At 58.3% G+C, this 20,210-nt stretch carries 18 protein-coding genes; 11 read left to right on the top strand and 7 right to left on the bottom strand.

All coding sequences use genetic code 11. The features are described from left to right. The first annotated feature begins 82 nt into the window (after window positions 1-82). Window positions 83-1,288: an MFS transporter gene (locus tag EC836_RS13095; protein WP_233599313.1), complete on the top strand. Its 1,206-nt coding sequence runs from the start codon at window positions 83-85 to the stop codon at window positions 1,286-1,288. Beyond that, the gene (locus EC836_RS13090) at window positions 1,281-2,636 is read left to right on the top strand and encodes a pyridoxal-dependent decarboxylase (protein WP_123333739.1); all 1,356 of its coding nucleotides are present in this window, start codon (window positions 1,281-1,283) and stop codon (window positions 2,634-2,636) included. Before EC836_RS13095 ends, EC836_RS13090 begins: the two co-directional genes overlap by 8 nt. Before the next feature lie 554 nt (window positions 2,637-3,190). On the opposite strand, the gene EC836_RS13085 is transcribed toward EC836_RS13090, so the two are convergent. After that, window positions 3,191-3,595 carry an H-NS family nucleoid-associated regulatory protein gene (locus tag EC836_RS13085; RefSeq protein ID WP_123333737.1) on the bottom strand — a complete coding sequence of 135 codons (405 nt, stop codon included), beginning with the start codon at window positions 3,593-3,595 and terminating at the stop codon, window positions 3,191-3,193. Between the two features lie 880 nt (window positions 3,596-4,475). Here EC836_RS13085 and EC836_RS13080 point away from each other — a divergent pair. Next, window positions 4,476-5,636, top strand: a complete 1,161-nt coding sequence (locus EC836_RS13080) for a CynX/NimT family MFS transporter (protein ID WP_123333735.1) — start codon at window positions 4,476-4,478, stop codon at window positions 5,634-5,636. Here the strand turns inward: EC836_RS13080 and EC836_RS13075 are convergent. Further along, on the bottom strand, window positions 5,574-6,506 hold the full coding sequence (locus EC836_RS13075; protein WP_123333733.1) for a DMT family transporter: 933 nt from the start codon (window positions 6,504-6,506) through the stop codon (window positions 5,574-5,576). The genes EC836_RS13080 and EC836_RS13075 overlap by 63 nt on opposite strands. A gap of 130 nt (window positions 6,507-6,636) precedes the next feature. Here EC836_RS13075 and EC836_RS13070 point away from each other — a divergent pair, with 130 nt between their 5' ends. Together EC836_RS13070 and EC836_RS13065 are read left to right on the top strand one after the other, a co-directional pair. After that, window positions 6,637-7,209: a helix-turn-helix domain-containing protein gene (locus EC836_RS13070; RefSeq protein WP_123333732.1), complete on the top strand. Its 573-nt coding sequence runs from the start codon at window positions 6,637-6,639 to the stop codon at window positions 7,207-7,209. Between the two features lie 220 nt (window positions 7,210-7,429). Next, a complete protein-coding gene (locus tag EC836_RS13065; protein ID WP_123333730.1) occupies window positions 7,430-8,536 on the top strand; it encodes a site-specific integrase in 1,107 nt (368 codons plus the stop codon). Here EC836_RS13065 and EC836_RS13060 read toward each other — a convergent pair. Together EC836_RS13060 and EC836_RS13055 are read right to left on the bottom strand one after the other, a co-directional pair. Then, a complete protein-coding gene (locus EC836_RS13060) occupies window positions 8,533-9,723 on the bottom strand; it encodes an MFS transporter (protein WP_123333728.1) in 1,191 nt (396 codons plus the stop codon). The genes EC836_RS13065 and EC836_RS13060 overlap by 4 nt on opposite strands. Then, window positions 9,720-10,910 carry a serine hydrolase domain-containing protein gene (locus tag EC836_RS13055; RefSeq protein WP_370347677.1) on the bottom strand — a complete coding sequence of 397 codons (1,191 nt, stop codon included), beginning with the start codon at window positions 10,908-10,910 and terminating at the stop codon, window positions 9,720-9,722. The genes EC836_RS13060 and EC836_RS13055 overlap by 4 nt, the downstream gene beginning before the upstream one ends. A gap of 112 nt (window positions 10,911-11,022) precedes the next feature. Between EC836_RS13055 and EC836_RS13050 the strand changes: the two genes are divergently transcribed. Then, window positions 11,023-11,919 (top strand): LysR family transcriptional regulator, encoded by an 897-nt coding sequence (locus EC836_RS13050; RefSeq protein ID WP_123333724.1) that lies wholly within the window; start codon window positions 11,023-11,025, stop codon window positions 11,917-11,919. 54 nt (window positions 11,920-11,973) lie between these two features. Here EC836_RS13050 and EC836_RS13045 read toward each other — a convergent pair whose 3' ends face one another. Together EC836_RS13045 and EC836_RS13040 are read right to left on the bottom strand one after the other, a co-directional pair. Then, the gene (locus EC836_RS13045) at window positions 11,974-12,855 is read right to left on the bottom strand and encodes a PfkB family carbohydrate kinase (protein WP_123333722.1); all 882 of its coding nucleotides are present in this window, start codon (window positions 12,853-12,855) and stop codon (window positions 11,974-11,976) included. 4 nt (window positions 12,856-12,859) lie between these two features. After that, window positions 12,860-13,669, bottom strand: coding sequence for a YggS family pyridoxal phosphate-dependent enzyme (locus EC836_RS13040; RefSeq protein WP_233599311.1), 810 nt, complete (start codon window positions 13,667-13,669; stop codon window positions 12,860-12,862). Window positions 13,670-13,741: 72 nt separating this feature from the next. Between EC836_RS13040 and ptsJ the strand changes: the two genes are divergently transcribed. The 5 genes from ptsJ (at window position 13,742) to EC836_RS13015 (ending at window position 19,121) form a co-directional block, all read left to right on the top strand. Next, window positions 13,742-15,067: a transcriptional regulator PtsJ gene (gene ptsJ, locus EC836_RS13035; protein WP_199735151.1), complete on the top strand. Its 1,326-nt coding sequence runs from the start codon at window positions 13,742-13,744 to the stop codon at window positions 15,065-15,067. Window positions 15,068-15,103: 36 nt separating this feature from the next. Beyond that, the gene (locus tag EC836_RS13030) at window positions 15,104-15,829 is read left to right on the top strand and encodes a type 1 glutamine amidotransferase (RefSeq protein WP_123333716.1); all 726 of its coding nucleotides are present in this window, start codon (window positions 15,104-15,106) and stop codon (window positions 15,827-15,829) included. A 121-nt stretch (window positions 15,830-15,950) separates the two neighbouring features. Further along, the gene (locus EC836_RS13025; protein WP_123333713.1) at window positions 15,951-16,949 is read left to right on the top strand and encodes an ROK family protein; all 999 of its coding nucleotides are present in this window, start codon (window positions 15,951-15,953) and stop codon (window positions 16,947-16,949) included. Between the two features lie 119 nt (window positions 16,950-17,068). After that, window positions 17,069-18,229, top strand: coding sequence for an MFS transporter (locus tag EC836_RS13020; RefSeq protein ID WP_123333711.1), 1,161 nt, complete (start codon window positions 17,069-17,071; stop codon window positions 18,227-18,229). 73 nt (window positions 18,230-18,302) lie between these two features. Further along, window positions 18,303-19,121, top strand: a complete 819-nt coding sequence (locus tag EC836_RS13015; protein WP_148050373.1) for a Cof-type HAD-IIB family hydrolase — start codon at window positions 18,303-18,305, stop codon at window positions 19,119-19,121. 55 nt (window positions 19,122-19,176) lie between these two features. Here the strand turns inward: EC836_RS13015 and EC836_RS13010 are convergent, their stop codons facing one another. Further along, complete coding sequence (locus EC836_RS13010; protein WP_123333710.1) at window positions 19,177-20,163, bottom strand: aldo/keto reductase; 987 nt, start codon at window positions 20,161-20,163, stop codon at window positions 19,177-19,179. Window positions 20,164-20,210: the final 47 nt, after the last annotated feature.

Raw genomic sequence — 20,210 nt, 5'->3', positions numbered from 1 at the left:
CTGAATATTATTTGGTTGCATTTTAAAACCACTTCGCGCAGGCTGCAAATAGTTTTAATTTGAAACCAATGTGGAGGTGTAAGTGAGTCACGTTATTCCCGTTCGAGGATCGCCGCAGGGGCTGCCCGGCTGGCAGGTAGCGCTGTTCACTGCTGGAACCGGCCTCAGCGTCGCCAACGTTTATTATGCCCAGCCGCTGCTGGATACCCTTGGCACCACCTACGGGCTGCGTTCCGCCTCGCTGGGGACGGTGATTTTTGCCACGCAGCTGGGCTGCCTGCTGGCGCTGCTGTTCGTGGTGCCACTGGGCGACAGGCTCAACCGCCGTTGGCTGATGCGCTGGCAGCTGCTGGCGCTGATCGCTTCCCTGCTGCTGGTGGCGGTCGCCCCCAGCGCCACCATGCTGATGCTGGCGATGCTGCTGACCGGTCTGACCGGCACCGCGATGACTCAGGGGATGATTGCCTTTGCTGCGGCAGCAGCACCGGAGGAAACGCGCGGGCAGACGGTGGGCGCCGTTTCTGCCGGGGTGGTGGTCGGGCTGCTGCTGGCACGGGTGTTTGCCGGAGCGGTGAGCGATATTGCCGGCTGGCGCAGCGTCTATTTATCGTCTGCGCTGATGATGACGCTGCTGGCAAGCGTGCTATGGCGGCGATTGCCCGATATCCCACGGCAGATATCAGACGGCGGACCTGCCCCGCTCGTTGCCCTGTGGCGGCTACTGCGCCAGCACCGGCAGTTGCAGATACGCGGCGTGCTGGCGCTGCTGATGTTTGCCAGCTTTGCCATTTTCTGGAGCGCGCTGGTGCTGCTGTTAACCCCGTCGCCCTGGAATCTGAGCCACGGACAGATCGGTGCACTCGGACTGGTTGGGGCGGTCAGTGCGCTGATTGCCAGCCGCGCGGGCAGGCGGGTCGATCGCGGGCTGGCCCTCAGCAACACCCGGTTTGCGCTGATGATACTGTTGCTCAGCTGGCTGCCGCTGTGGCTGGGGGAAAGTTCGCTACTGCTACTGATTATTGGCATTTTTATGCTGGATGCGGGCGGACAGGCGCTGCACGTGACCAGCCAGAGTGTGCTTCTTAGCGGCAGAAACGGCGCAGGTTCGCAGCTGATCGCTGCTTATATGCTGTTTTACTCGGCGGGCAGTGGACTGGGCGCACTGATTTCAACGCAGGCATTCGCGTACGGCGGCTGGTCGGCGGTGTGCCTCGCCGGGGCGATAACCAGCCTGCTGGCACTGATTTTTGGCTTACGTACACAATCACACGAGGTGAAAAATGGATGAACTTGCACTGCTGGTGGCCGCGGATCGTCGTGCGCTGAATTACACCCGTTCGCTGCCTTCGCGCCGGGTCTTTCCCGATGCCGAAGCGATTGACGGATTGAAGCGCTTTGATGAGCCGCTGCCGCTGAATGGTCATTCTGCAGAACAGACGCTGGCCCTGCTCGATGAAGTCGGCTCGCCCGGCACCACTGCCTCTAACGGGGCCGACTATTTTGGTTTTGTCATCGGCGCCTCCTTGCCGGTGGCCAGCGCCGCCGAGCGGCTGATGATCGCCTGGGATCAGTGCGCCTCCGGCTGGGATAACTCGCCGGTGTCCGCCACGCTGGAGCGGCAGGCCGCCCGCTGGCTGCTGGAAATTCTCGATCTGCCTGCTGAAAGCGCGGTGGGTTTTGGCACCAGCGCCACCGCCTGTACCCTGAGTTGCCTGGCGACCGCACGGCGTGAGTTGCTGAAGCGCCAGGGCTGGGACGTTGACCAGGACGGGCTGACAGGTGCGCCGGAAATCCGCGTGGTGGTCTCGGCGCTGGCGCATATCACGGTGATTAAAGCGCTGCGCGTGCTGGGTTTCGGGCTGCGCCATCTGTTGATCGCGCCGGTGAACGATCGCGGGCAGGTGGATGTCGAACGACTGCCGGAGCTGAACGAGCGCACTATACTGTGCCTGCAGGCCGGGGAAGTGAACAGCGGTGAGTTTGATGATTTTGAACAGCTTATTCCGCCGGCAAAAGCGTCCGGAAGCTGGGTACACGTCGACGGTGCGTTCGGGCTGTGGGCCAGGGCTTCATCGCTTAACGTGCTGACCTCTGGCATTGAGCAGGCCGATAGCTGGACGACCGATGCGCACAAGTGGCTGAACACGCCCTATGACTGTGCGATGGCGATTTGCCGTCATGCGGCGGCGCTTTCGGCGACCCTGCGCGGCGATGCGGTTTATTCGGCGGCGGCAGAGGACGCGCAGAAAAATCTGACGATGGAATTTTCTCGCCGTCCGCGCGGTATTCCGGTGTGGGCCGCACTGCGTACGCTGGGAAGCAAGGGCGTGGCGGAAATGGTCGAGCGTCACTGTCGGCTGGCCAGTCGGGTTGCGGAAGGGCTGTCATCCTCCGGATATCGGGTTTTAAATCGGGTGGTGCTGAATCAGGTGCTGTTTCGCGCTGACGATGAACAACAAACGCTGCGTATTTGCGATGCGGTTCAGGCATCGGGTGAAACATGGTTTGGTGCGACGCAGTGGCAGGGGAAATCCGCTTTGCGTATCAGCGTTTCTTCATGGCGCACGCAGGACGCCAATATTGAGCGCCTGCTGGCGCTGCTCGATCGCGTAAAGCAGTCTGATCTCGCGGAATAACGACGAGAATGTCGGCTGTGGATCTCTGCCCTGCAGGCTGGGGATATTTCATTACATGGACAATCAGTCCGGTTCCCCGGTGAAGATATTAAAACCATACTTTTTGCAGACTGTACTCAACCGGAGTCGAGGTTGTACAGAATCAGGGCGCTGTACTCCAGAGAGCGGCGCGGGCAAAAATGACGGCTTGGTATGGTTATCGTGAGGGTATCACTCCAGCTGGTAATGAATAGCCTTTTCCCGGCAGTCAGGTTAACTCGGCCTGTCGTTCATAAATTCACTATTATTGGCTTCTGTCTTTCGTCAACCGATGTTAAACCGAATCGTCAGCGGTGAGTTCGAGGCTATATTGCGGTACGGATCAATTTGGACCTGTGCATACAGATTTTTCTGTGATCGGGATTATCCAGGACGATTTCAGTGGCAACGGTTATGTCACGATCGGGGAAAAAAGCAGGCCGTTCGTTTCGGGGTTTTAACGATAATGGGATTTAAAATCGGCGATTCGAGAAGGGGAAAAGTAAAGGGTCACTCAAAAGAGTGACCCTTTATCATTACTTGATCAGGAAATCATCCAGTGATTTGCCTGCATCCAGCGCCTGCTTGATCACAGCCGGGGTGCGGCCCTGGCCGGTCCAGGATTTAGTTTCGCCGTTTTCGTCAGTATATTCATACTTAGCCGGGCGAGGAGCGCGCTTGGTACGGGTTTTGCCAGTGGTAGTATCAGCGGCAGTCAGCTCGCTTAAATCAATACCATCTTCCAGCAGCATCTGACGGTATTTAGCCAGCTTCTCTTCTTTTTCTTTAATCTCAGAAGCGATGGCGGCTTCTGATTCACGTCGTTCGTTCACAACCGCTTCAAGTTTTTCCAGCATCTCTTCCAGTTCAACTAAAGAGACTTCACGAGCCTGGGCACGAAGGGTGCGAATGTTATTTAATACTTTCAGCGTTTCACTCATAACGGAATCCGTAACCTTTGGGTTGGTTTAAATTTAGTCAACTAATGTTTCGAAGACAAGTGTACAGACAAATGAATCGCGAAAAAACACCAAATCAAAAAAAATGTTTCTTTAAATGTTTCTTCAGTGCAAGTTTAGTCACTAATGTAGCGATTGGCAAAAGGACTATATTTACAACATATGGGATAAATCTTAACACTTTCTTTGGTGAGTCATCATTTTCTGATGAAACTTTACCCCACAGGAATGCAGGTATCATTATCATTACTGGATAAACCAATGAGAATTTATAACCTCTGTGCATCCAGATTTAACCCCCGTCAGCACCCGTCAGCCATCGCAAGGATGGCCGCTTTATTAAACTATTTGCGTTACCCTGTCACCCTGACATTTACGTAACTTGTAAAAAATCCATTTATCAACCGGAGTCAGGTGAAGAAATCAGATGTCTCGCACATTTTTGTACATTTTAATTAAATGACGTTGTAGGAATGCGATTTTTCCTGGCTTCATGCCGTGTTTTGATTAAAACCCTTTGCGATACGGTCGCGCTATTATCGATAAACAGAGCAACAGTATTGTTTGCAAAATTACTCCGGTACGGTCACCGTTGCCTAATAGATCCTGATGTCTGCTTTATTGAGCGGTTTTTTAGCCGTGGAAGTAATAGTTACAACATGCTCTAATGCGTTCACACAACGGGTGTCGGCCTGCGGCTGCAGCGTCGGGGCTGTTCAGCAGGTCAGGGTTATGCTACTTTCATTGCCGATAGCTTCGTACGCGTTAACGTCAATCAACGCACAGACTCCACTTTTCTCTAAAGCGGCGCTGTGTGTTGTCCTGCATTACATATCAACATGCAGTGCCCGGGTTAACGTTCATGAAAAACGCACTGAAATTTCCCATTTTGCTCCTCTTAATCCTTGCCGGATTTTCGTTACGGCCGGGGATTTCCTCTATTGCACCGCTTGCCGATGTGCTGCAACGCCAGTTTTACACCGTGAGTTCAGCAGGGATTGGATTACTGACCAGTATACCCGTTGTCTGTATGGGTATTATCTCGCCGCTGGCGTTCCTGCTGGAAAAACGAATTGGCCTCAGGCAGACGCTGATGACCGGACTGATTCTGGTCTTTTTCGGGGAACTACTGCGCTGGTTCGATAGTTGGTTCGGCTTACTTCTGCTGACGGCGGTGCTGGTTGGCGTAGGCGATGCGCTGATCCGCCCAATGATTTCCGGATTTATCAAACTGCGCTGTGCCGATCGCGGTCGGCTGGCCATGAGTCTGTATGCCGCGTCGATGGGGGCCGGGGCCGGATCGGCAACATTGAGCACCGCATCGCTTGCGGAATTCACCGGGCATCCGGGAGGCGGGCTGGCTTTCTGGGCGTTGCCAACGCTGCTGGCTTTAGTTTGCTGGAGTCTGTTTTCACTTCCCGCACATTACGAACAGCCGCAGGTCAGCGGGAATAAAAAACCGCTGTTCTGGCTTGCCGCCGGGCTGTCGCTGTTTTTTGCGTTGCAGGCGGGGATCAATTACACCCTGATTGCCTGGCTGCCCGCGTGGCTGAGGTCCGAGGGATACGGTGCAGCAAAAGCGGATTCGCTGACCACGCTGCTGATTGTGGTTTCAACCCTGGTCAGTCTTTTTTATTCAGCGATCGTGCGTCTTTTTGCCGGCCGGGAATATTTCACGATGCTGGCCGCCGTCATGGCATCGCTGCTGGCGGCGGCACTCTACACCGTCGGTGCGCCGGTGATTATTCCGCTGTTACTGATGGGATTCACCCTTGGACTTTGTTTTCCGCTGGCGCTGCATCTTCCGGTTGCCATCAGCCCCGACGCCGCTTCGGCGGTCAGACTGTCGGGCTGGGTACAGACCGTTGGTTATCTGGCAGGCGGTCTGCTGCCTTCGCTGGCCGGGATGGCGATGAGCGATCGTTCACCGGCGGCGGCGTTGGCCACGATCGTCTTCGGGTTAACGGTATTGCTGACGCTCACCGCGCTGGCGTTTGGTTTTAGCCGTATCCGTCATCAGTAATTTTCGGCCCGGCGTCCAGTTGAAATGGCTGGCCGCCGCGGCCAGCAGGATCGCCAGCCCGCCGGAAAACTGCCACAGGCCGAGCCGGTGATCGAACACCGCCCAGTCGACGATGACGGCGATGACCGGGTATAAAAATGACAGCGCCGCCACCAGATTACCGGGCAGTTTACCGATGGCCGCATAGAGTAATGTCGACATCAGTCCCGTATGAACGGCGCCCAGAGCGATCAGCACCAGCCAGGTGTTGATGTGATAGTCGCTAACGTTCAGTTTGGACAAAGGCAACAGCAGCAGCGCGCCGAACGTCAGCTGGATCAAAACCAGCAGCTGCGGCGCGACCGTTTTCAGATAGCGGGCGGTGATGGCCACTCCGGCGTAACAAAATGCGGCACCCAGCGCCAAAAGTATCCCGCGCAGATAATGTTCCCCGTAGCCTTGACCACTTTCACCGCCGGTGACGATCAGCAGCAAACCGACAAAGGCCAGCAGCAGCCAGCCGGCTTTGGCCAGGGTAATTTTTTCAGCAAACAGCAGGGCGCTGAGCGCGGTCAGCATAAACGGCTGGGTATGATAGGCCACGGTGGCAACACCGATCGACGCATCGGAATAAGCGGCGAAAAGCAGAACCCAGTTCATGACCAGCGCCACGCCACCGGCCAGCGCCAAAAAAAGCTGGCGCACGGTAATCGCTCCGCGCCGAAACGCGTTACCCCAGAAGCAGACGATCAGCATCGCCACTGCGCCAAACAGACAGCGCCAGAAAACAGCGGCGATCGCATCCTGACCGGAAAGCATGACCAGCCAGCCCGTTGTACCGGCGATCGCCATCGCCAGGGTCATCTCAATTGTTCCGCGTGCCGAAGCCATTTGTTTTCCTTTTTTCGCCGCATGCTGCGCAAACGGCTTTTATACGATAAAATGAACAGATGACCATTATGATGAACACGACCGCGTTGTTCGTCAAGATGAACAAACGACCGATATAGGAAACAAAGCCGTGTCTGAAGTGATTTCACACCTGAACCATTCTCCGATTGCTTTGCTGGCACAGGCGCTGCGGCGGGAAAGAGAAAAAACCGGCATCAACGTTACCGAACTGGCAAAGCGGGCGGGGATCGCAAAGTCCACGCTTTCGCAGCTGGAAAGCGGCCTGGGAAATCCGGGACTGGAAACGCTGTGGTCGCTGGCGATGGCGCTGGATGTTCCCGTCAGCCGGCTGATCGCCCAGCCGCGTCAGCAGGTACAGGTGATCCGTGCCGGAGAGGGCACGCCGCTGGTTTCCGGCCAGGCGAACTATATTGCAACGCTGCTGGCGGCCTGTCCGGCGGGCGCGCAGCGCGATATCTATCGGCTCAGCGTGCAGCCCGGTGAACCGCGCCGCTCGGAACCGCATCAGCCGGGTACCCTTGAACACGTGATCCTGTGCAGCGGCCGCGCGCGCATCGGGCCCGCTGAGCAGTGTGTTGAACTCCGTGCGGGTGATTACATCAGCTATTCTGCCGACTGCCCGCATATTTTCGACGCCCTGGAAGCCAATACGACCGCCGTTATGCTGATCGAACTGTCCTGAGGAATGACCCGTCAGTAACATCAGATTTCGTTCTGCGCTATTTTTGTGACTCCAGACCTATTAAGTCTGGAGTCACATCGTGCAACGAGGTAAAATATGCTTTGAAATCACCGGTGTATCCCACTGCTGAAGAGAAGGTTCCAGCTCGAAATGAGCCTTGCTACAACCGATCGATCCCGAAAATTGCCCTCAGCGATGAAAATAAGCGCTGGAAGTCCGCATGGCTGAAAAACAGAAAACCCCGCTTTTGCATTCGCCGCACGTTGGACGCCACGTTTTGATCTGGCTGAACGAGGTGCAAAACGCCTCGCTGATCCAGCTGGAATCCGGTGAAGATGAGGGCAGCGTGCAGCAGGTGATGAAACTGTGGGTTCGCCTCTCGCTGCTGCAAACCCGCCGCCGACCGGAGATCGCCGTTTCATCTTTGCTGAAGCACGTGCTGCCGGTCATCGGCCATCGATCCCTCAGCGGCGTAACCCGCCTGCAGCTCAACCGGCTATTTAATATCCTGATTGCCGACGGCAAAAAAGAGGAGGCGCGGCGCGTTTTTTCGCTCTGTAAGCAGTTTCTCAGCTGGGCTGAAATTCAGGGATATCTGGAACATTCGCCGCTAAGTGCAATGAAAAAGCGCGATATTGCCGGAAGAAGTACGCCGCCGGGAACCCGTACGTTGAGCGATGCCGAAGTGTGGGTGTTCTGGCACGGGCTGGATGAGTGGGAGCTTTCCGAGCAGTGCCGCTGGGCGCTCAGACTGTGCCTGCTGTCGGCACGACGGCCAGATGAAGTGGTGCAGGCGCGCAAGCAGGAGTTCAATCTGGAGTCCGGTATCTGGCGGCAGGGCGATCGCAACAAGTCGCAGCGCGAGCATATTCTGCCGGTCACGCCGATGATGCGCATCTGCATTGAGGCGCTGATGCGGGCAAGCCCGGAAGATTCTCCGTGGCTGGTACCGTCACCGGTGACAGTGTCACGCCCTTTGTCTAAGGGAGCCATTACTCAGGCGCTGCGAAGGATGATCCGCGCCGATCGCGGGCTGGGCCTGGAACCGTTTACCACCCGAGACCTGCGCCGTACCGCGCGATCCCGGTTGGCGGCGCTGGATACGCCAAACGATGTGGCACGTAAGATCATGAACCACGCGCTCGAAGGCATCGACCGCGTGTACGACACGCATAACTACCTGCCGCAGATGCAGCAGGCGTTGAATGCGCTGTCCGACAGCATTAAAGCCATCGTTGCCGCGCCGTCCTATCACGCACTGACTCACCGCTATCAGGGGGAAAAGCTGCATCTCAGCGAGCGAGCGTTGCTGTTTATGGAGCCTTAATTTCCCCGTTCTGTCCTGAATCCGTGACTTTTTGCCCGCCAGATCGTCCACCCGGTGACGGCCAGCAGGGCGATCAGCGTCGGGGCAAACAAACCCGGCCCAAAGCCGGACAGAATCGCGGCTCCTGCCGCGCCACCCCCGGCAATGGCGATATTCCACGCGGTCACCAGCATGGACTGCGCCACATCCGCCGAGCCGTCGGCGGTTTTCGCCAGCGCCGTCTGGAACAGCGAGGGCGCGCCGCCAAATGCCAGTCCCCACAGGATCACCGCCGCATATATCGCCGTCGGACTGCCGCCTCCATACTCCAAAAGCACCATCGCCAGCGCGAACAGTAGCGTCGATAAGAGCGCACCCAACCGCAGCCAGCGATCGATAGTGAGTCCAACCAGCCAGATCCCCAACAGGGAGGCGATGCCGAAGACCAACAGCACCGTGCTGATGCGATCCGCCATCTGAACCGCCTGCAAAAACGGGGCGATGTAGGTATAGAGAATATTGTGCGCCAGCACGAAAATCAGCGTGGCTGCCAGCACCGATCGTACGCCGGGCAGGTGCAGCACGCCGGACAGCGGCAGCCTTTTCGCGGCGGGCTGGGCCGCAAAATCCGGCACGCTGATGACGATCCACAGCATCAGCAGCAGGCTGAGGGCGGAAATTGCCATAAAACAACTGCGCCAGCCGATGATTTCACTGATAAAGGTACCCAGCGGAATACCGATCGACAGCGCCAGCGGCGTACCGACCATTGCCAACGAGATCGCGCGTCCTTTCAGCGACGGATGGACCATTCTGGCAGCGTAACCGGCAATCAGCGCCCACAGTAATCCGGCGGAAACACCGGCCAGAAAGCGTGCGGCCAGCGTCAGCAGATAGTCGCCGGACAGCGCCGTGACCGTATTGGCGACAATAAAACCGGATACCGCCGTCAGCAGCAGCGGCCTGCGCCGCAGGCTCTGGGTGGCGATGGTCAGCGGGATCGCTGCCAGCAGCGAGCCCAGGGCATACAGCGTGACCAGCTGCCCCGCGCTGGCGGTGGAAACCGACAGGCTGCTGCTGATTTGCGGCAGCAGTCCTGCGGGCAACGCCTCGGTGAGAATGGTAATAAATCCGGCCAGCGCCAGGGCGAGCAGGGCGGAAACCGGTAGCCGATCGCGCTCGATAAATGCGGTGGTTTCACTGCTCATGCCGCCTCCCTGCCTGCGGTGGAGATGCCGTAAACCGCATCGCGCAGATCGTTAACGAACTGCCCGGACATCCCTTCACCGAGTGTATTGGTAAAGGCAATCACGCTGAGCTCCTGCTGCGGATCGACGAACCACGAATGTCCGTAGGCACCGCCCCAGCGCCAGGTTCCCGGCGACTCTGGCGAAGCAGCAAGTTGCGGATCGCGCAGTACCGAAAAACCGAGGCCAAAACCGATACCGGGCGAGCCTTCAAGCTCCAGGCCGTGTGTCCAGTCGCGGGACATTTCCTCCACCAGCGTGCGCGGCAGCAGGGTTTCCCCGTCGCGCAGCGCTTCCAGCAGGCGCAGAAAATCATCCGCCGTTCCGGCCATTCCCGCGCCCGCCGAAGGAAAAGCGGCAGGGTTAAAAATGCGTGCCGGGCTGTAGCGAATGCCCACCACATCGGGGAACGGCGGTACGATTTCACCTTCCTGCAGCAGATGCGGGCGGGGTTGGTCATTAACGTAGGCGCGGGCCACGCGCTGCGGTTCGGCGCTGTAAAAACCGGTGTTGCGCATCGCCAGCGGGTCGGTTATCAGCTCGCGTACCGCCACATCAAGTGTCGTGCCGTTAATGCGGGCGACCAGTGCGCCCAGCACATCGGTCGCCAGCGAGTAGGCCCAACTACGGCCCGGGGTGTACTGCAACGGCACGCGGGCAATGCGCCGCAGATTCTCCTCCAGCGTGATTTCGGCAGCATCCATGCCGTCGGAAACGCCCGCCGCCGCGTAGGGACCGTGTTCATCTCGCTCAAAAAAGCGATAGCCCAGACCGGCGGTATGGCTGAGCAACTGGCGCGCGGTGATCGTTGCCGGGTTACCGTCGGCCAGCATTGGGGTGAACTCCGGCAGCCAGCGGCTGACCGGGCTGTCCAGATCGAGCTGGCCACGCGCAACCAGCACCAGCGCGGCGGCAGAGACAATCGGCTTGCTGACCGAGGCCAGGCGAAAGATCGTTTCCGGGGTCATTACGTGGTTGTTCTCGCGGTCGGCCAGCCCGGCGGCCTGGCGGTAAACCATGTGGCCATGCCGGGCAATCAGCACTACGGCCCCCACCAGCCGCTGCTGCTCTATAGCCTGTTGAATGACCGCGCTGACGCGATCGGAAAGCGATGCCTTAACCAGTGGATTAGCGCTGCTGCCCATCATGAATTCCTTGACTGAGTGGATGTCCGTCTACCTTAATCAGCGCCGCATTAAAGAAAAAGTGGGGTATAGTTCAGGAAACCCGTGAATAAATTTCGTTAATCGGCAGGTGAGAATGGACAGCTTCAGCGGCGTGACGGTGTTTGTGCAGGTGGCGGAAAGTCGTAGTTTTGTTACGGCGGGCCGCCAGCTGGGGCTTTCCCCTTCGGCGATCAGCAAAAGTATTGCCCGGCTGGAGGAAAAGCTGGGCGTCCGGTTGTTTCATCGCAGCACCCGCAGCATGACGCTGACGGCAGAAGGCGCGCTGTTTCTGGAACGCAGCCGCCGTATCATCGGTGAAATGGAAGCGGCACAGCTTGAGCTGTCGCAGGCGGCGGGAAAACCGGCGGGGCGCCTGCGTCTCAGCCTGCCGCAGGTCAGTCCGCTGCTGCTGCCGGTGCTGGGTGATTTTATGGCGCGCTACCCGGACATCGAACTGGATCTGGATTTCAGCGACAGAATGGTGGAAGTGATTGAGGAAGGGTTTGATGCGGTGATCCGCACCGGGCAGCCGATGGATTCGCGCCTGTCAGCCAGAAGGCTGGGTCATTTTTCGATGAAAATCGTCGCCTCTCCCGCCTATCTTTCCCGCTACGGCACCCCCGAAAATCCCGGCGATTTGCTGCGCCACCGCTGTATGCATTACCGTTTTCCGTACAGTGGAAAGCTGGAAAAATGGGAGCTTGGCAGCGAAGTCGAACTGAATCTGCCGATTTCAATGGTATGCAATAATATCGAAACCCGGGTGTGCTTCGCCCTCAAGGGGTTAGGCATCGCTTTTTTGCCGGAGTTTGCGATTAACCCCCTGATTGCAGACGGGCAGCTGGTCACGCTGCTGGACGATATCGATAAGCGCAGAGGGGTATTCCATATCCTCTGGCCCGCCAGCAAGCACGCATCGCCAAAGATCCGTGCGCTGGTCGATTTCCTGACCGACAGGGTATTTGCTGACGGTGAAGGTAAAAGCCGCTAAAACGGGTGAGGGCGTTTGCTGTCCGATTAGGATGACGTTCGCCCCCGGCTTCAGTCAGTCTCCTACTCCAGCCCTTTCGGCAGAAATATCCGGCCGCGGATTCAGCAGCCCAGTCCCGTCGTTAAGCGAATCCAGCACGCTACGGCGGGTCAGCTGGCAGGCGAGTTCTGCCGCCTCGAACAGCGGTAAACCCTTCAGCAGCAGGGCAGTCAGTTGGGCGGTAAACATATCGCCGGTACCTTTAGGTGCCCCGTCGTAGGCGGCGTGCTCAATCACGTGAACCTCCTCTGCGGTCACGCAGAAAACGCGCAGAGTTTTCCCCGCTTCACCGCGTGCGGCGCTGGTGACAACAACCCACTGAGTTCGCTGGTTTAGCAGTGTTCGGGCTGCGGCGATCACATCATCGTCATTTTCCAGCGTTTTACCACTCAGGCAGGCCAGCTCAAAGCGGTTTGGCGTCAGGCCCGTGGCCATCGGCGCGAGGCTGTCGCGATACCAGCCCAGCAGTGCCGGGTCGACGTAGTAACCGCAGTCGTCGTCACCCATGACCGGGTCGATAATTACCATCGCCTCTGGGTTGCTCCGTAGCGTTCCAGGCAGCCAGCGGCTGACTTCACTGGCCTTAGTGGTGCTGCCGAGGTAGCCGGTAATCACGGCGCGGAGCTGTGCATCCTGCCCGCGATCGTGCAGGCCCTGAAGGAAGCCGCTAAACCATTCGGCTGAAATCTCACCGCCGAAGCAGCTGGGATAGTCGGGCGTGTTGCTGAGCAGAAAGGTCGGTACCGCCAGAACCTGCCAGCCGTAGCTTTCCAGCGTAGGCTGGGCGATGCTGTTGCCGACGGTGCCGTAAATGACCTGCGACTGGATCGAGATAATATCCGCGTTTTTTTCCGGGCGGCGCTTTTGCAGCTGGGCCGGATTGATGCCGGGTATCATAAGATTATTTCTCCGTTGGCCAGAAGTGATCGTCAGGCAGTGACCGCGCGCCGAAAATGGCCTGACCGACCCGCACGACGCTCGCGCCTTCTTCTATCGCGATTTCGAAATCCCCGGACATGCCCATCGACAGCGCCAGCTGCTGTGCATCACCAAGGCGATCCCGCAGCGTCCGCAGCCTGACAAAACAGGCCCGCACGCGCTCGGCGTCAGAGCTGAATTCGGCGAGCGTCATCAGGCCACGCACGCGCAGGGTATCCAGCCCCTGAATTTTCTGCATAAATTCGCCAGCAGCATCGGGATGCAGCCCGTATTTGCTCGGTTCATTTGAGGTATTCACCTGCACAAAAACATCCAGCGCCCGGCCTTCTGCCTGCAGGCGGCGGTCAAGCGCCTCTGCGGTATGCAGACTGTCCAGCGCCTGAAATTCGCTGGCAAAGCGGGCGACCAGCTTCGCTTTGTTGGTTTGCAGATGGCCAATCACCGACCACTTGAGATCGGTCAAATCGGCCATCGCCTGCGATTTGCCCCACGCCTCCTGCACTTTGTTTTCGCCCAGCAGGGTGCAGCCTGCCTGATGCGCCAGCCGGATGTGGGCTTCATCCATGGTTTTACTGACCGGCAGCAGCCGCACTTCAGTGGGATCGCGCCCGGCGCGCAGGCAGGCGCTGTCGATTCGTGCCTGTACTGCCGCCAGATTATGGCGGAAATCCTCAACGCTTTCCGCCTGTGGCCAGCGGTTGTGCATCTCATGGCGCGGCTGCGTTTGCTCTACTGCAGTGGGATCGGGGAGGGAACTCGGGTGTGATTTCATATCGGATAGACAACTCATCGTCAGTGAATTAACATTGTCCTAGGCTAAACTTAATTTTGTCACAGTTCAATGATGATAATCGGTAAAACAGCAGGTGAAATTTTCGACAGTATTCGTGCTCAGGTGCATTCAGGCGATCTGGCTCCGGGAACGCTGCTGCCCTCCGTCAGGGAACTGGCGAACGCGCTCGGTGTTAACCGTAACACCGTTGCGCTGGCGTACAAACGGCTGACCGATGCGGGCTTCGCGGTGTCAAAAGGGCGCAACGGCACCGTTATCCGCGACGCGATTGCGGAGGTTGAGCTGGAGGGAAGCACGGCGGATCTCGCGCTACGCGATCTCGCCAGCGGTAATCCTTCTGCCGACGTCCTGCCGCAGCTCAGCGATCTGGTGGCCTTTATCCGCAGTTCACCCAGTCTGTACGGTGAAGTCGCTATTCGTCCCGATCTGGAAAAGGCCGGGCGAACGTGGCTGCAGGCCGACCTGACCTCGGCGTTCGACCTCAATTTGACCGGCGGTGCTGTCGATGCCGTCGAGCGCGTGCTGGCAAGCTGGCTGATTGCCGGTGACCGCGTGGCGGTGGAAGATCCCTGTTTCCTCAGCAGCATCAGCACGCTGAAACATAACCGCCTGCAGGTTTGCCCGGTGCCGGTCGATACCCAAGGAATGCAGCCTGAAGCGCTGGCGAGCCAGCTGGAAGCCGGGGTGAAGGCGGTGATTATTACCCCGCGCGCACACAATCCGACCGGTTACGGGCTGAGCGCGGAAAGGGCGGCGCAGATCCGCACCCTGCTGCAGGCCTATCCGCAGGTGCTGGTGATCGTGGATGACCATTTTTCTCTGCTTTCAACGCAGGATTATCATCACGTTATTCCGGCCAATACGCAGAACTGGGTGCTGATCCGCTCAACCTCGAAATTCCTCGGCCCGGATTTGCGTCTGGCGTTTGTCGCCAGCGACGGCGAAACCTCCGCCCGCCTGCGGCAGCGGCTTAACGCCGGGACGAACTGGGTCAGCCATATTCTGCAGGACCTGGCCGGCGCATCAATGTCCTCGCCGCAGTTCGCTCACCAGATTGCCGAGGCGCGTCAGCGCTATCAGCAGCAGCGAGAAGCGCTGGTCGTCGCGTTAAAACGTTACGGTGTCACTGTTTCACCGCAGCACGACGGTCTGAACGTCTGGATCCCGCTGGTGGGTGACAGCGCGACAATAGTCCTGCAGATGGCGCAGCGAGGATGGCTTATCCGGGGCGGAGAATCCTTCGCACTCGGCAGCGCCGGCAACGGTCTGCGCATCACCGTCGCCGATCTTAACCCGGCGGAAACCGAGCAGATTGCGCAGTCTCTGGCGGTCTTTCTCTCTGCTTCGCGCCCGACTTTTCTCTCTCAGCAGGCCTGATAAGAGCCTGTAAAACGATCTACGGAGTGTCCTGCAATGCGCGTGCATTTTATCGTACATGAAAGTTTTGAAGCCCCCGGCGCTTATGAAATCTGGGCCAGGGAACACGGTCATGACGTGACCTGTTCCCGGGTCTACGCCGGTGAGCCGCTACCGAAGGCAGTCACAGATATTGATTTTCTGATCGTGATGGGCGGCCCGCAGGATCCTGCCACCACGCTGGAAGACTGCCCGCATTTCGATTCCAAAGGCGAACAGGTGCTGATTGCCTCGGCGATCAAGGCGGGGAAAGCAGTTATCGGTATCTGCCTCGGTTCGCAGCTGATTGGCGAAGCGCTGAGCGCGCCGTTTGCCCACAGCCCGGAAAAAGAGATCGGTAAGTTCCCGATTTTCCTGACCGATGCCGCAGCGGATGACGCGCTGTTCTCGCATTTTGGCCAGACGCTTGAAGTGGGCCACTGGCATAACGATATGCCGGGGTTGACCCCTGATGCGCGGATTATCGCCTTCAGCGAAGGGTGCCCGCGACAAATTGTGGCCTATTCCGACCGCGTGTTCGGCTTCCAGTGCCATATGGAACTGACGCCCGAGGTGGTCGAACTGTTGATTGCCCACTCTGAAAACGATCTCAGCCGGGCGGCTGAATTCCGCTTTGTAAATACGCCGGATGAGCTGCGCGCCCACGATTACCGGGCGATGAATCAGGTGCTGTACACCTTCCTTGATAAGCTGGCCGAGCGTTATACAACGCTGAAAGCCTGATGTACGCGCCCGGTTGGTGATGAGAACCGGGCAGATTTTCCCGCTCCGGGCTAAGCGCAGCCCTGAACGCCCCCATCTGTGTTAAATTACTGCCGTTACCCGCCGCCGCCGAAGAGAAAAGATGAATACGCCGCTCAGCCGAACCACCCGTGAAATGAAAAAAAGCAATATCGCGCTGGTGATTGGGATGCTGAAATCCCTCGGAACGGCCACCAAGGGCGAGCTGGCGCAGCAAACCGGGCTTAGCAGCGCCACCTGCGGCGCGGTGCTCAACGAGTTGACGCTCACCGGTGAAGTGCTGGCCCTGGAGTTTGAGGCATCGCGCGGCGGCCGTCCGGCACAGCGCTATGCCTGCAACCCTGATTTTTTCTCCGTCCTGAGTCTGTATGCGGCAGGAAGCGATGCACGTGCTGAACTGGTGTGGGCGGTCAGTTCAGCCACCGGCGAGATCCTGGTGCAGGGTGAAAAGCCGTTTCTGCCGCTGGCGGTGGATACCTTCGACGGGCTGATTGCCTCGATGCTGGCGCAGTATCCCGGTGTGCGGGTTATCGGCATCGGGCTGCCGGGCGTGGTGGTGGATGATGTGGTGGGGTACTGTGATATCTCCCTGTTTAGCGGGCTGGCGATTGCGGCACGCACCGCGCAGCAAACCGGCTGCTTTACCCAGGCGGGCAACGATCTGAACTATACCGTTTGGGGCTTTTACCGCAGCAGCTGTGCGGGCGTCAGCGTTCCGGTGGCCTATCTCTACAAGCCTGATGTTCACTATCCCGGCTGCGGCATGGTGATTGATGGCAAGGTGCTGACCGGCGCCAGTAATTTTGCCGGCGAGGTGCTGCATTTGCCGTTCAACGTTGAGGGAGAACCGCCGCTGGTGGAAGGCATGGCCAAAACTCTGGTCTCGCTGACGGCGCTGATAAACCCGCGTACCGTCGCGGTGGCGGGAGATAACATTCGCGCCGAGCATCTGCCGGAAATGAGGGAAATCTGCCTGCGTTACCTCCCGGAAAAACACCTGCCCGAATTGATTTACCGCGACGCGATCCGCCAGGACTATCTGCAGGGCATCGCCGATCGGACCCTGCAGCAGTATAACCATCACCGCCTGTACGCGGAGTAGCGCCGCGTTTCCCGACGATAATTTCCCTTACCCGATTGACATTTTTTTCGCCATCGTAATAATACCGAATTATTAAAAGACTTTTAAAAAGTATAATCACAAAATGAGGAACCTCTGATATGTCAATGATCAACACCCTGGCAGGGGTGGACAGCACCGCACGCCGGGCCTCCACGCGGGCAATTTTTCTGGTTACCGGTATGGCGATGGGCCTGTGGGCGGCGCTGGTTCCCTATGCGCAGCTCCGCACGGGTGCCGATGCCGGAGGTCTGGGGCTGTTGCTGCTATGCCTGGGTGGCGGATCGCTGATCGCGATGCTGGCTTCCGGGCGCATCATCGGGCGACTGGGCTGCCGTGCGGTGATCGTCGCCGGGGTGGTGCTTTACTGCCTGACGCTGCCGCTGCTGGCGACGTTCAGCGATATCCGCCTTCTGGCCCTGAGCCTGCTGATCTTCGGCATGGGGGTTGGTCTGACCGATGTGGCGATGAACGTGCAGGGGACGCTGGTTGAGCAGGCAGCCAGTAAACCGCTGATGTCCGGCTTTCACTGCCTGTGGAGCGTCGGCTGTATTGCCGGGGCAGGCGGTGGGGCGCTGCTGCTGGGATCCGGTTTTTCACCGCTGGGGGCCGCGCTCTGCACCGTGGCGCTGGTGGGGCTGGTCACGCTGGGCTTCCTGTCGTCGCTGCTGCCGACAGGTGGGGAGGAAGAGGAGTCTGAGGGCGGTAAAGCTAAAGCCCGGCCTAACTTCCGTCTGGTGCTGATGGCGGTGATGGCGATGATTTGCTTTATGGCCGAAGGGGCAATCCTCGACTGGAGCGGTATTTTTATTACCCAGGAGCGCGGTATGGCGGTTGAACACGCCGGATGGGGCTTTGCGGCGTTCGCCATCACCATGTCCCTGATGCGTCTGACCGGCGATGCGGTGGTCACCGCGCTGGGCCGCAAGCGGGTGCTGATAGTCGGCGGCGTGCTGGGCATTATCGGCTATCTGCTGACGGTGTTAACTGCCAGCTGGGCGATGGCGCTGTTTGGCTTTGCGCTGGTGGGCATTGGTGCCGCTAACATTGTTCCGGTGCTGATTACCCTGGCGGGTCAGGAAAAGGTGATGCCGGTTAACCGCTCGGTGGCGATGGTCGCCACGTTGGGCTACTTCGGCGTGCTGGGCGGACCGGCGCTGATTGGCTGGGTGGCGCATCTTTCCAATCTTTACGTGGCTTTCTCGCTGGTGGCGCTGAGCTTCCTGGTTATTGTGCTGGGCGCCCTGAAACTGAAGTATTAACGATTACCTGAGTGGCACTGTGCCGGCCGGGTCCGTTGTACCGGCTTTTTTTTAAATTGCAGGGAGATAAACGATGATTAAGCTTGTGGCCGTCGATATGGATGGAACCTTTCTAAACAGTCAGGGTGATTACGCGCGTCAGCGTTTTGCCGAACAATATCAGCAGCTTAAACAGCGAAATATCAAGTTCGTTGTCGCCAGCGGTAATCAGTATTACCAGTTAAAAAGCTTCTTCCCGGATATTGATGCTGAACTGGCGTACGTGGCGGAAAACGGAGCGTATATCGTTGATAAACAGCGGGAGATCTACTGCGGAAACCTGCCGGAGGCCGACGTAAAACGCGTCATAAAGGTCATCAGCCGCATCGAGGGCGTTAACTTCCTGGTCTGCGGCCGGAAGTGGGCGTATATGCTGGCCAGCGCCGGCGAGGGATTCTTCAATGAGATGCGCGTTTATTATCATATGCTGCAGAAGATCGACAGCTATGACCAGATTGATGACACCGTTTTCAAATTCGCACTGAGCTACGTTGAGGATGACGTCAGCGCGCTGATGGCGCAGATCGTTGAGCAGGTGGGCGATATCGTCACGCCGGTCTCCAGCGGCCACGGCTCCGTTGACCTGATTATCCCCGGCAATCACAAAGCTAACGGCATTCGCCGTATTCAACAGATTTACGACGTCGCGGATAATGAGGTGCTGGCCTTCGGCGACGGCGGTAACGATCTGGAAATGCTGAGTCACGCCGGATTTGGTTTTGCAATGGCTAATGGGTCACCGGCGGCGAAAGCGGCAGCGCGCTATGCGGCACCGTCGAACAATGATGAGGGCGTGCTAGCGGTGATTGATGCGATGCTACTGGGGCGCGCGCCGTTTAACGCCGTACAGTGAAATGACGGGAGCTGGACGCTCCCGCCTTATCGATTTCAGAATCGATGCTCTCCTGCTACCAGCGTTGATGCACCCACGGCGCGATTTTTTCCTGATAGAGCTGCTTCAGCGCGGTCATGGTTTCCTCCGACAGCGCGTCGACACCGCTGGCCCGGGCGTTAGCTTCCGACTGCGCCCGGTTTTTTGCACCGGGAATGACCACGGTGACGTCCTCATTCATCAGGATCCAGCGCAGGGCAAACATCGCCATGGTCACGTCCCCGGTGATGAAGCGGCGGATATCCTCCACGGCATCCAGCGCCACCTCGTAAGGCACCCCGGAGAACGTTTCCCCTTTATCGAAGGCTTCACCGTTGCGGTTAAACGCCCGGTGATCGTCTGCGGCGAACGCGGTGGACGCGCTCATTTTCCCGGTCAGCAGCCCGGACGCCAGCGGCACGCGGGCGATAATCCCCACGTCCCGCCGCTTCGCTTCACGCAGCAGCAGTTCGGCAGGGCGCTGGCGGAAGATGTTGTAAATCAGTTGGATGGAGGACACATTCGGGTATTCCAGCGCCTTCAGGCCTTCTTCGACTTTTTCAACCGAGACGCCGTAGCTGCGTATCTTCCCGGCGGCAATCATCTCATCCATCACGGCAAAGACTTCGGGCGTGTAGTAGATTTCCGTTGGTGGGCAGTGCAGCTGCACCAGATCCAGCGTATCCATTTGCAGATTAACCCGTGAGCGATCGACAAACTCGTTCAGGTTTTTTTCGGTATAGCCGGAAGCCTGATGTGGGGAGAGCCTGCGGCCCAGTTTAGTGGCGATAAACGGGCGTTCGCCGCCGCGCTGGTTAAGCACGCTGGCAATGATTTTTTCTGAACGGCCGTCGCCGTAAACATCGGCGGTATCAATAAAGTCGATCCCGGCGTCCAGCGCGGCATTCAGCGCCTCTTCCGCGTCTTCAACGCTGACTTCACCCCAGGTGCCGCCAATCGCCCAGGCACCAAAACCAATTTCCGATACCTTCTGGCCGGTTTTTCCCAGCGTTCTGTGTTTCATCCTGTGATTCCTTACCGTTAATGACTGAAAAGGGCGGCTGCGAGTCG

Origin of the sequence: Erwinia sp. JUb26, from assembly GCF_003751505.1 — a bacterium.
Taxonomy (GTDB): Bacteria; Pseudomonadota; Gammaproteobacteria; order Enterobacterales; family Enterobacteriaceae; genus Erwinia.
The sequence above is the reverse complement of the archived record's forward strand: the minus strand, read 5'-3'. Positions and strand labels throughout refer to the sequence as shown.